Source organism: Pseudarthrobacter woesei, assembly GCF_055412745.1.
Genome location: NZ_JBVAYU010000005.1, coordinates 192289 through 203707 on the forward strand (window position 1 = coordinate 192289; position 11419 = coordinate 203707).

Genomic DNA, 11419 nt, shown 5'->3' on the forward strand with positions numbered 1-11419 from the left:
AAAGTCAGGCTACGCCACCTCGGCCCCGGCATCACGCCCGCTGAGCCACGGGATTCTGCGGGTGGCGGCAGGACGCCTTCGCGGTGCCCCGGACCGCCGGCGAACCTATGCTGGAGGGATGAACACCTCGCAGAGCCCGCCGGACACAGCGGCTGCCGCCCGACAGCGGCTCCCACGGCCCGGGCGTCGGAACCCGTCCCGGCGCACCTCCGGCCGGCACCAGAGCTCGTGGGCCGCGGCGTCCGGCGTCGTCGCCGTCGGTGCGGGCGTGGCCCTGGGCGAACTTGCCGCCGGGATCGTAAGCCCCTCCGTCTCGCCGGTGACGGCCGTGGGGGGCGCCGTGATTGACGCCGTCCCGCCGGGGGTTAAGGACTGGGCCATCGCACTCTTCGGCACCGCGGACAAGGTTGCGCTGCTGGGCGGCATGGCCCTGGCCATCGCCGCGCTGGCGGCCATGGCCGGAATAGTGGAGCGTCGCCGCCGTTTCGCCGGCGTGGCCATCATCGCCGTGTTCGGGGTGGTGGGCCTCATGGCCGTGCTGAGCCGCACCGAACTGACCGCCAACGCGGTCCCGGTCCCGCTGCTGGTAGCCGTGGCGGGTATGGTGCTGCTGCGCTGGCTGATCCGGCGGCTGGGGGAGTGGCAGGACATCCCCGTCCAGGACAGCCCCGCCCCGCAGGACCCCGCCCCGCACCAGCCCGCCCTGCCAGAAGGCCCCGCCCGGCGCCGATTCCTGCAGACGCTCGGCGGGACCGCCGCCGTCGCCGCCCTTGCCGGGGTGCTGGCCACAACCATAAGGGGAGCCGCCGCCGTCGTCAGTGAACTGCGCAGCAAGCTCGTGCTCCCCTCACCAGCTTCGCCCGCACCGCCGGTCCCGGCCGGGGCGGAGCTGCGGCTGGACGGCATCGGCCCGCTCGTCACTCCCAACAAGGACTTCTACCGGATCGACACCGCGCTGCGCGTCCCGGTGGTGGATCCGGGCCAGTGGACGCTGAAGGTCACCGGCCTGGTGGAGCGCGAGGTGGAACTGGATTTTGCGGCACTGCTGGCCAAGCCCCTGATCGAACGGCACGTGACCATCGCCTGCGTCTCCAACGAGGTGGGCGGGGACCTGATCGGCAACGCCCGCTGGCTCGGCTGGCCGGTCCGCGAGCTGCTGGCGCTGGCCGGGCCGAAAGCCGGGGCGGACATGGTCCTCTCCCGCAGCACGGACGGCTGGACCGCCGGGACCCCTTTGGAGGTGCTCACAGACAGCCGTGATGCGCTCCTGGCGGTCGGGATGAATGGTGAGCCGCTGCCGCTGGAGCACGGCTTCCCCGCCCGGCTCGTCGTACCCGGCCTCTATGGCTACGTGTCGGCGACCAAATGGGTCACCGAACTCAAGGTCACACGCTTCGCGGACGACGTTGGGTACTGGACACCCCGGGGCTGGTCCGAGCGGGGTCCCATCAAGACCTCCTCCCGCATCGACGTTCCCCGGGACGGGCGCTCCGTGACGGCCGGGAACGTGGCCTTCGGCGGCGTCGCCTGGGCGCAGCACACCGGGATCGGCAAGGTGGAGCTCCGGGTCAACCGCGGCGAATGGCAGGAGGCCGAGCTGGCCCCGGGTATCTCCAAGGACACCTGGTACCAGTGGAGGCTGGGGCTGCCGTTGACTCCGGGGCGGTACGAGGTCCAGGTCCGGGCCACGGACCTTGGCGGCGCCACGCAGGTGGAGGACCGCGCCCCCGTAGTGCCCAACGGTGCCACCGGCTATCACACGGTTAGAGTTGACGTGAAGTCCTAACGGTCTACACCACGGGGTTAAATGAGGGGTCACCAACGTATGCACCGCACCCAGACACGGCACGTCAGCGTGGAAGCGCACCGCGAAGCAGTCCGCCGGCTGCTGGCCCCGCTCCGCCGGCCGGACCGGATCGAACGGCTCCCGCTCCTCGCGGCTCTCGGCCGGGGACTGGCAGCGGACATCGTGGCTCCGCTGGACCTGCCGCCTTTCGCGAACTCGCAGATGGACGGCTTCGCGATCCGCAGCACCGACGTGCCCGACGGCGGCGCGGAGCTGCGCGTCGGCGCTCCCGTCCCCGCCGGCACCGCCCCGGCGGAGCTGGCCCCCGGCACCGCCGTCCCGATTATGACCGGCGCGATGATGCCCCCCGGAGCGGACGCCGTCGTCCAGATTGAACTGGCCGTGCCCGATTCGTTTCCCGTCCCCGGGCAGCCGGCCACGGTCCGCCTGCCCGCCGCCGCGGCAGGGAACTTTGTCCGGCCTGCCGGCAGCGATATCCGCACCGGGGAGTCGGCGCTTGCGGCCGGGACCTTCCTCGGGCCCGGACAGCTGGGACTACTCGCAGCCCTGGGCTTCACCGAGGTGCCCGCCTACCGCGCACTGAGGATCCTCCTGGTCACCACCGGGGACGAAGTCGTTGAACCCGGCAGCCCGCTGGGGCCGGGCCAGATCTACGATTCCAACGCCACCCTGCTCGAATCATCCATGCGGCAGGCCGGACTCGAGGTGACCAGGACCGGGATCTCCACCGACCGCCCGGAGGAGCTCGCCGCCCTGTTGCGCCGGCACACGCCGGACGTTGACCTCATCGTCACCACTGGCGGCGTCAGCAAGGGCGCCTACGAGGTGGTCCGGCAGGCGATGGAGGGACACGACGTCGAGTTCCTCGGAGTCGCCCTGCAGCCCGGCGGGCCGCAGGGGATCGGAATGTTCGACGGCGTCCCCGTCCTCGGGTTTCCGGGGAACCCGGTCAGCTGCCTCGTATCCTTCGAAATGTTCCTCCGCCCGGTGCTCGGCGCCCTGTTCGGCTCACCGGCGCCGCGCCCGGCGGTCCGGGCGCGGCTGGCCGAGGCGCTGGCGTCCCCGCCGGGCAAACACCAGGTCCGGCGCGGCACGCTCCTACCGGACGGTACGGTCAGGCTGGAAGGCGGCGCCGGCTCGCACCTGGTCAGCGCCCTGGCGCACTCCAATGCGCTCGTGCATGTGCCGGAAGGAACTGCCGCGCTCGCCGCGGGCGCAGAGGTGGAAGTATGGATGCTGTGAACCAAGCAGAAGACCTCCCAACAAATACCGCCGGAACAGCACAATCCGTCCTGACGCATCTGCGCCAGGACGGCACGGCCCAGATGGTGGATGTGTCCAACAAGGCCGAAACTACGCGCGAGGCCACGGCCACCGCCACGGTCCGCACCACGGCCGAGGTCCTGGCCCTCCTCGGCTCCGGGGACCTGCCCAAGGGCGACGCCCTCGCCGTCGCCCGCGTCGCCGGCATCATGGCCGCCAAAAAGACCCCCGAGCTCATCCCGCTGTGCCACCCGCTGCCGATCGCGAAGGTGACGGTCGACTTCGAGCTCGGCACCGACATGGTCACCGTGTTTGCCACGGTCAAAACCCGCGGCGTCACCGGCGTCGAAATGGAAGCGCTGACCGCCGCCTCGGTGGCCGCCCTCAGCGTGTACGACATGATCAAGGCCGTGGACAAACACGCGGTGCTGACCGACATCAAAGTGCTCGCCAAAAGCGGCGGCAAGAGCGGGGACTGGACACTATGAACATGCCCGAACCACACCGTCACGGTGAAGCCACCGGGCGGAAGGCCGGCGTCGTCATCGCCTCCACCCGGGCCGCGGCCGGAATCTACGAGGACCTCACCGGGCCGGTCATCATTGACTGGCTCACGGAACACGGCTTCGAACCTTTTCCGGTGATGGTGGTCCCGGACGGGGCGGCCGTCGGCGCCGCCCTGCGCGCCCTCCTGAGCCAGGCGCCGGCCGTCATCATTACCAGCGGCGGCACCGGTCTCAGTCCCACCGACGCCACCCCGGAACAGACCCTGCCCCTGCTGGACCGCGAGATCCCCGGCGTTATGGAAGGCATCCGGAGCGTCGGGATGAGCAAGACCCCGATGGCCATGCTTAGCCGCGGCCACGCCGGCGCGGCCGGCCAGACCTTCATCGTCAACCTCCCCGGATCCCCGAAGGGCGTTATGGACGGCCTGGGCGTGCTGGATCCCATTCTCGGGCACCTCTGCGACCAGCTGGAAGGCAGCCATGGCCACTGAATCAACCTTTGACGTGGTCCACGCCGTGCTGAGCGCCGAGCCCCTCTCCGTGGACCGGGCCATCGCCGCGGTCGAATCGGATACCGCCGGCGCCGTGGTCAGCTTCAGCGGCGTGGTCCGCAACCACGACGGCGGCAGACCGGTAGAGCGGCTCAGCTACAGCGCGCACCCGACGGCGCACCAGGTGATGGCCGACGTCGTCGCGTCCCTGGTGGCCGAACAGGCGGCCGCCGGGGTTCCTGGCGGCGGGCCGGTCCGGATCTGGGTGGCGCACCGGATCGGGATGCTCGAGATCGGCGACCCCGCGCTCGTCTGCGCGGTCTCGGCCTCGCACCGCGGCCAGGCCTTCGAGGTCTGCTCGGAGCTCGTGGACCGGATCAAGGCGCAGGTTCCCATCTGGAAGGAACAGTTCTTCGCCGACGGCACGGTGGAGTGGGTCGGAGCAGGGGCTTAAGCCCTTGATGGCCGGCCGTGGGTGCCTGTAACGCAGGGGCCCCGGTTCAAGGCGGCACCCGCCCCGGCGGTAGGGTTGATGGCATGACCGAACAACTCGCAGTCGCCGTGCTGGGCGCGAATGGGCGCATGGGCGCCGAAGCGGTGAAGGCCGTCGAGGCATCCGCGGACCTGTTGCTTGTCGCCGCGCTGGGCCGGAACGATTCCCTCGACAGCCTGGTCGAATCCGGCGCGCAGGTCATGGTGGACCTGACAGTCCCGGAAAGCACCGAAGCCAACGTCCGCTTCGCCGTCGAGCACGGCATCCACGCCGTCGTCGGCACCACCGGCTGGGACAAGGACCGGCTGGGTCGGCTCGAGGATCTCCTCGCCGGCAAGCCCGGTGTGGGAGTCCTGATCGCCCCGAACTTCGCCCTGGGCTCCGTGCTCGCCACGGCCTTCGCGGCCAAAGCGTCCCGATACTTCGAATCGGTGGAAATCATCGAACTGCACCACCCGGACAAGGTGGACGCTCCCTCGGGAACGGCCGTGCGCACCGCCCAGCTGATCTCCGCCGCGCGCTCCGCCGCCGGCGTCGCGCCCGGCCCGGACGCTACCACCAGCGAACGCCCCGGCGCGCGCGGCTGCGACGTCGACGGCGTCCGCGTCCACAGTGTCCGGCTCCGCGGCCTCGTAGCGCACCAGGAAGTCCTCCTCGGCGGTCCCGGGGAGCAGTTGACCCTCCGGCACGATTCCTTCGACCGCGCCTCCTTTATGCCCGGCGTCCTGCTGGGAATCCGCAGCGTTGCGGCGAACCCGGGCCTCACCGTGGGCCTCGACGGCTACCTGGACCTGGGGCTCTGAGCGCCGTGGCCACTGTGCTGACCGCCCTGAAAGCAAACCGAACCAAGATCTGGGTTGGCGCCGTCACCCTGCTGCTGGTGTTCTATCTGGTGGTGTCCTTCCAGCGCTCGGTGCTGCTGATGACGGACGAGAACCCCATGGCGAAGGCCATCGGTGTGGCCTACCTTGCCCTGCCCGTCATCGGCGCCTGGGCCCTGCTGCGGGAACTGCTGTTCGGCGTCCGGACCGAACAAATGGCCAGGATCCTGGAAGCCGAGGGCGGGCTGCCGGAAGACAATCTGCCGCGCACCCCGGCCGGACGGATCATTCGGGAGGCAGCCGACGCCGAGTTCGAGAAGTACCGCGTCGAGACGGAAGCGGCGCCGGAGAACTGGCGCTCATGGTTCCGGCTCAGCTGCGCCTACGATGCCGCCGGCGACCGCAAGCGGGCCCGCGCCTCGATGCGGGACGCTGTCCGGCTGTTCCGCGACGCACCGAAAGCCTAAGACCCAGGCCCATCGCCCAGGCCTGACCGGCGGCGCCACCGGCCCGGATTACCGATCCGGCACTAGTGGATCCGGGGCTACCGGATCCTGGCGGGCCGGTACCGGCCGAGCTGGTTGGCGGCATGGGCAACCCATTCCAGCGGACCCCGCCAGGACATCGCCGCGAAGATCCCGCCGATCAGCACAACGGCGGCCGCCTGGACCCAGTAGACGCCCTCCACCGTCCACCCGGACGGCAGCGGCTGGCCGTACAGGGACGCCATCACGCAGAGATGGGCCGTGTACAGACTCAGGGTCATGGCGCCGGCACCCCGCAGCGGAAGCAGCGCATCCCGCTTGGCACCCTGGGCGAGCCGGCCCAGCAGCAGGCACACGCCGACGACGGCGGCCGCCACCCCGGAGGTGTGCAGCAGATCCAGCGTGGTGCCGGAGTGCGGCGCGCTTGTGGCGAGCCACCAGGGGGAGCCGGACTGGTCGATGCCAGCCAGATTAACCTCCAGGAGGCTCTTCAGCGGGTACGAGGGATCGGCCAGTTGAGCCTGCAGGGCTGCCCGGCCGCCCCAGTCCTCCATCATCACGAGACTGAGCCACTTGGCCAGGACCGCCACAGCGGTACCTGCCGCCAGCAGCAGGACCGGAACGGCCGCCGTCGTGAGTGCCAGCCTGCCAATGGCGAGCCCGATCAGGAGGTAGGCGATCCACTGGAAAACCGGGTAGTAGCCGGTCAGGAAGAGGTCGCCGAGCAGGGCGGCCGGCGTGGAGAGGTCCTCCCACTTGGGGTTGTGGCCCAGCTGCAGGGGTGGTGTGGCCGTGAGCAGCCAGGGCCGGAGCAGGAAGGCGAGTCCGGGCGTGATCAGCACCCAGCCGGCAGCAAGGACGAGCAGGCGTTTGACGTCGAATCCGAGGAACGGCAGAACGCAAAGGAACAGCACGGCGTAGTGGACCAGGATGATAGCGATGTTCACCTCGAGTCCGCCGATGGAGAGTCCGACGGCGCCGACCACGAGGGCCCGGAGCGCGATTCCCCGGCGGGCGGCCCACAGGTCCGTGCCCTGCAGCGGCTGCTGCTTCCCTGTTGAAAGCGCCAGGCCGATCCCGGCCAGTACGGCGAACAGCGCCGAGGCGCGTCCGGAGAAAACGAGCCCGAGCCAGGTGGGGGTGAGCTGCGCATCGGATTCGAAGGTCGGCAGAACATGCGTGGCCATCATTCCGAGCAGGGCCAGCCCACGGGCGGCATCGATGCCCGTCAGCCGGGCGCCGGCAGTCTTGCCCTTGGCGGTCCGGGATGTAGGAGCCATTCCGCGCGGGGTCATCGTTCGATCGTCTCATATTAGGCTGTGCCGAAGCTTTGAACAGTAGGCGGCCAGGGCGGGTGGAAGCCCTTGCATTCGAATATATGTTCTAATAACATGGGGCCATGGACAACGTACCGAAGCCATCCATCCAGGACCGACCCTTTGGGGACACGCCCTCCGACGAGCGCGTTTGTGAGCAGCGCAGCTCCGGAGATGGGACGGCGGGGGTCCTCAAAGCAATGAGTCCCGGCGTCGTGGACTTCCTCTTCCGGCGCCTGGTCGCCGGCAATTCTGCCGAGGATGTCCAGTGGCGCCGCGAGGGGACGGCCCTGTCGGCCCAGCCGCCCGGCGCCGAATTGGCCCGCCGGCTCGCTGAGACCGACCTTGAAGCCCTCACGCCGACCGAACTGTTCCACTATGTGCGCGCGGCTCAGCGTCTGGCCGCCTGGGCCGAATCCCTGCGGGAGAACGCCGTCGGCCGGTATTGCGCCGCACCGTCCGCCGGACAGTCCGCCGGACCGTCCGCCAGGGCGGCGCCGGCGGGGTGAGCTGCAGGGAGTCCGTTGCCGGTGCCTGCCGTGAGACCGGAGCAATGCCTAGGATGGCAGGGTGACCACAGCGCTGACGCTCTCCGCCATCCAGTACCGGGCCCTCGACGGCGGCGTCGCCGCCAACGTGCCGGAGCACGTTCGCCTGATCGAGGATGCGGACGATCACGGCGCACGGCTCGTGGTCTTTCCGGAACTGTCCCTCACCGGCTATGAGCTGGAGCTGCTCGCGGATCCGCAGCAGTGGGTGACGGCCGGGGATACCAGGCTGGACAGCCTGCGCGAAATCTGCCGCCGGACCGGGATCACGGCCGTCTTCGGAGCCCCCTTCAAAGAAACGGACGGCACGCCTCGGCTTGCATCGCTCGCCGTGCACCCCTCCGGCGTGATCGAAGCCGGCTTCAAGATGCGGCTGCACGGGCCCGAGAATGAGCTCTTCCGTGCTGGGGAGCGGGTTGTCGTCGTGGACCTCGACGGTTGGAAAATCGCCCTGGCGATCTGCTTCGATGCAGCCCACCCCGCGCATGCCGGCGCCGCAGCTGACAACGGCGCGGACGTCTACGCGGTCTCGGCCCTCTACACCGCCGGCGACGAGCACCGGCTCGCCCTGCATCTCGGTGCGCGGGCCAGGGACAACCGGATGTTCAGCGTGCTGGCAAATCTGGGCGGCATCACGCCGCTTGGTCCGTCCGCAGGATGCAGCGGCGTCTGGGGGCCGGACGGGCTCGCCATCCGCACGGCGGCCGGGACCGGGACCGAGGTGCTGACCGCGACCTTGCAGCACGGTGTACTTGAGCACGGTGTTCTTGAACAACCGCGGGCCTGAACGCCGGGCTCAGGAGACGCCCGCCGGCCGGGTTTGATCTTCATCACGTCCCCGGCATTGTTATAACATGCCGGGGACAGGGTAACGTTTTTCATATGGCTGACTCTGATATTCGCTCTTACACGTTCGGAACCCTTGTGACCGCCATGGTCACGCCGTTCACTTCCGACGGTGACGTCGACTATCAGCAGTCCGCGGAGCTGGCCAACAAGCTCGTCGACGACGGCAACGATGCCCTCGTTGTTTCCGGCACCACGGGGGAGACCTCGACCCTGGAAGATGACGAGAAGGAAAAGCTGTTCCGCGTCATTGTCGAGGCCGTCGGGGACCGCGCCAAGGTCATTGCCGGTACCGGCACCAACCACACCTCGCACTCGGTCGAGATGGCCAAGCGGGCCGTCAAGGCCGGGGCGCACGGCCAGCTGATCGTCACCCCGTATTACAACAAGCCGAGCCAGGCCGGCATCCGGGCCCACATCGAAGCCGTCGCTGACGCGGCGGATCTTCCGGTGATGGTCTATGACATTCCCGGCCGCGCCTGCGTCCCGATCCTGCCGGAAACCATGATCCGGCTCGCGGAGCACCGGAACATTATTGCGCTCAAAGACGCCAAAGCGGATTTTGCCGCCGTCACCCGCGTGCTCGCGAACACCGACCTCGACGTCTACTCCGGCGACGACGGACTGACCCTGCCGTGGATGGCAGCCGGCGCAGTCGGCCTCGTCAGCGTCACCGCGCACGTCGCGACGCGTCAGTTTCGCGCCATGATTGATGCCGCACTTGCGGGCGACTTTGCTGCCGCCCGCACCATACATTTCGAACTGGACCCTGTGGTCCGTGCAGTGATGACCCATAGCCAGGGTGCTGTTGCTGCGAAGCAAGTTCTTAAGTGGCAGGGAGTCCTGCCCAACTCGGTTGTCCGTTTGCCCCTCGTGGAGCCGGGCGACGCCGAGATCGAAACCATCCGCGAGGACTTGGCGGAAGCCGGAATGGTCTTTTCCTGATCGGGTGTTGTTTCCGATCGGCAAAGACCAGGCCGGATCCTGCCTGGAAAGTAGTGCATTATGACCCAAACCGCCCTTCCCGGCCTTGTCACGCCGCCGAAACTGCTCAAGGACACCCTGCGGATTGTTCCGCTCGGCGGCCTGGGCGAGATCGGCCGCAACATGACCGTCTTCGAGGTTGACGGCAAGCTCCTCATCGTCGACTGCGGTGTCCTCTTCCCGGAGGAGACCCAGCCCGGTGTCGACCTGATCCTGCCCGATTTCTCCTACATCAAGAACCGCCTCGCTGACATCGTCGCCGTCGTCCTGACCCACGGCCACGAGGACCACATCGGCGCCGTCCCGTACCTGCTGCGCCTGCGCGCCGACATTCCCCTGGTGGGCTCCCGGCTGACGCTGGCCCTCATCGAGGCGAAGCTGCAGGAGCACCGGATCAAGCCCGTCCTGCAGACGGTCACCGAGGGACAGGTTGAAAAGTTCGGCCCCTTCGAATGCGAATTCGTCGCCGTCAACCACTCGATCCCCGATGCCCTCGCCGTGTTCATCCGCACGGCCGGCGGCACCGTGCTGCACACCGGCGACTTCAAGATGGACCAGCTGCCGCTGGACGGCCGCATCACGGACCTCCGCCACTTCGCCAAGCTGGGCGAAGAAGGCGTGGACCTGTTTATGTCGGACTCCACGAACGCCGATGTGCCGGGCTTCACCACCGCCGAAAAGGACATCGGCCCCACCCTGGACCGGCTCTTCGGCCAGGCCTCCAAGCGACTGATCGTGGCCTCGTTCTCCTCGCACGTCCACCGCGTCCAGCAGGTCCTGGACGCTGCCGCCAACCACAACCGCAAGGTTGCCTTCGTCGGCCGTTCCATGGTCCGCAACATGGCGATCGCCGAGAAGCTCGGCTACCTCGATGTGCCGGCCGGAATCCTGGTCGACATTAAAAACATCGACAACCTGCCGGACAACCGTGTGGTACTGATGTCCACCGGTTCACAGGGCGAGCCGATGGCGGCCCTGTCCCGCATGGCCAACGGCGACCACCGCGTTGTGGTCGGCCAGGGCGACACCGTCATCCTCGCCTCGAGCCTGATCCCGGGAAACGAAAACGCCGTCTTCCGCATCATTAACGGCCTGCTCAAGCTTGGCGCCGACGTCATCCACAAGGGCAATGCCAAGGTGCATGTCTCCGGCCACGCGGCCGCCGGCGAGCTGCTGTACTGCTACAACATCCTTGAGCCGCTCAACGCAATGCCGGTGCACGGCGAAACCCGCCACTTGATCGCCAACGGCAAGATCGCCCTGGACTCCGGCGTCCCCGAGGAAAGCATCCTCCTCGCGGACAACGGCACCGTGATCGACCTCCGTGACCACCAGGCGGACATCGTCGGCCAGGTCGAGGTCGGCTTCGTCTACGTCGATGGCTCCAGCGTTGGCGAAATCACCGACGCCGATCTGAAGGACCGCCAGACCCTCGGCGATGAAGGCTTCATCTCCATCATCACCGTGATCCACCGCGCCACCGGCAAGGTGGTCTCCGGTCCGGAGATCCACGCCCGCGGCGTGGCCGAGGATGACTCCGTCTTCGACGAGATCATCCCCAAGATCAACGCCGCGCTGGAGGAGGCCGTGCTCAACCGCTCGGACCACACCACGCACCAGCTGCAGCAGGTTGTCCGCCGCGTCGTCGGCACCTGGGTCAACCGCAAGCTGCGCCGCAAGCCCCTGATCATCCCGGTGGTCCTGGAGGCCTAGGCGCCTCCGCCCCAGTAACGCCCAGCACGACGGCGGCCCTCCCGGCTGGCCCGCAGCCTTCCGTCTGCGGCAGTCCGGGAGGGCCGTTTCTGTGTGCCCGTCCGGTGCAACATGATCCCCGCGCAGGCCCGAAAATCCGCAGGTTT

12 protein-coding genes are annotated in these 11419 nt (G+C 68.6%); 11 read left to right on the top strand and 1 reads right to left on the bottom strand.

The genetic code is table 11. The features are described 5' to 3' along the window. The first annotated feature begins 118 nt into the window (after positions 1 to 118). The 7 genes from ACZYZE_RS09735 to ACZYZE_RS09765 all read left to right on the top strand — a co-directional run bounded on the left by ACZYZE_RS09735 (position 119) and on the right by ACZYZE_RS09765 (position 5848). Entirely contained in the window at positions 119 to 1786 is a 1668-nt protein-coding gene (locus ACZYZE_RS09735) for a molybdopterin-dependent oxidoreductase (protein ID WP_463907471.1), read from the top strand. A 39-nt stretch (positions 1787 to 1825) separates the two neighbouring features. Then, positions 1826 to 3049: a molybdopterin molybdotransferase MoeA gene (locus ACZYZE_RS09740; protein ID WP_463907472.1), complete on the top strand. Its 1224-nt coding sequence runs from the start codon at positions 1826 to 1828 to the stop codon at positions 3047 to 3049. Beyond that, positions 3037 to 3558: a cyclic pyranopterin monophosphate synthase MoaC gene (moaC, locus tag ACZYZE_RS09745; RefSeq protein ID WP_463907473.1), complete on the top strand. Its 522-nt coding sequence runs from the start codon at positions 3037 to 3039 to the stop codon at positions 3556 to 3558. The genes ACZYZE_RS09740 and moaC overlap by 13 nt, the downstream gene beginning before the upstream one ends. Continuing rightward, positions 3555 to 4067, top strand: a complete 513-nt coding sequence (locus ACZYZE_RS09750) for a MogA/MoaB family molybdenum cofactor biosynthesis protein (protein ID WP_463907474.1) — start codon at positions 3555 to 3557, stop codon at positions 4065 to 4067. The genes moaC and ACZYZE_RS09750 overlap by 4 nt, the downstream gene beginning before the upstream one ends. Further along, complete coding sequence (locus ACZYZE_RS09755) at positions 4057 to 4521, top strand: molybdenum cofactor biosynthesis protein MoaE (protein WP_463907475.1); 465 nt, start codon at positions 4057 to 4059, stop codon at positions 4519 to 4521. Before ACZYZE_RS09750 ends, ACZYZE_RS09755 begins: the two co-directional genes overlap by 11 nt. An 83-nt stretch (positions 4522 to 4604) precedes the next feature. After that, the gene (gene dapB, locus ACZYZE_RS09760) at positions 4605 to 5363 is read left to right on the top strand and encodes a 4-hydroxy-tetrahydrodipicolinate reductase (protein ID WP_459318691.1); all 759 of its coding nucleotides are present in this window, start codon (positions 4605 to 4607) and stop codon (positions 5361 to 5363) included. 5 nt (positions 5364 to 5368) lie between these two features. Beyond that, positions 5369 to 5848 carry a hypothetical protein gene (locus tag ACZYZE_RS09765; protein ID WP_463907476.1) on the top strand — a complete coding sequence of 160 codons (480 nt, stop codon included), beginning with the start codon at positions 5369 to 5371 and terminating at the stop codon, positions 5846 to 5848. Between the two features lie 77 nt (positions 5849 to 5925). Here the strand turns inward: ACZYZE_RS09765 and ACZYZE_RS09770 are convergent, their stop codons facing one another. After that, positions 5926 to 7161, bottom strand: coding sequence for a heparan-alpha-glucosaminide N-acetyltransferase domain-containing protein (locus ACZYZE_RS09770; RefSeq protein WP_463907477.1), 1236 nt, complete (start codon positions 7159 to 7161; stop codon positions 5926 to 5928). 104 nt (positions 7162 to 7265) lie between these two features. Between ACZYZE_RS09770 and ACZYZE_RS09775 the strand changes: the two genes are divergently transcribed. From ACZYZE_RS09775 to ACZYZE_RS09790, 4 genes are all read left to right on the top strand, one after another. After that, positions 7266 to 7691 carry a hypothetical protein gene (locus ACZYZE_RS09775; protein WP_463907478.1) on the top strand — a complete coding sequence of 142 codons (426 nt, stop codon included), beginning with the start codon at positions 7266 to 7268 and terminating at the stop codon, positions 7689 to 7691. 61 nt (positions 7692 to 7752) lie between these two features. Next, complete coding sequence (locus ACZYZE_RS09780) at positions 7753 to 8517, top strand: carbon-nitrogen hydrolase family protein (RefSeq protein ID WP_463907479.1); 765 nt, start codon at positions 7753 to 7755, stop codon at positions 8515 to 8517. A 95-nt stretch (positions 8518 to 8612) separates the two neighbouring features. Then, on the top strand, positions 8613 to 9521 hold the full coding sequence (gene dapA / locus ACZYZE_RS09785; RefSeq protein WP_463907480.1) for a 4-hydroxy-tetrahydrodipicolinate synthase: 909 nt from the start codon (positions 8613 to 8615) through the stop codon (positions 9519 to 9521). Positions 9522 to 9581: 60 nt separating this feature from the next. Then, a complete protein-coding gene (locus tag ACZYZE_RS09790) occupies positions 9582 to 11273 on the top strand; it encodes a ribonuclease J (RefSeq protein WP_459318697.1) in 1692 nt (563 codons plus the stop codon). Positions 11274 to 11419: the final 146 nt, after the last annotated feature.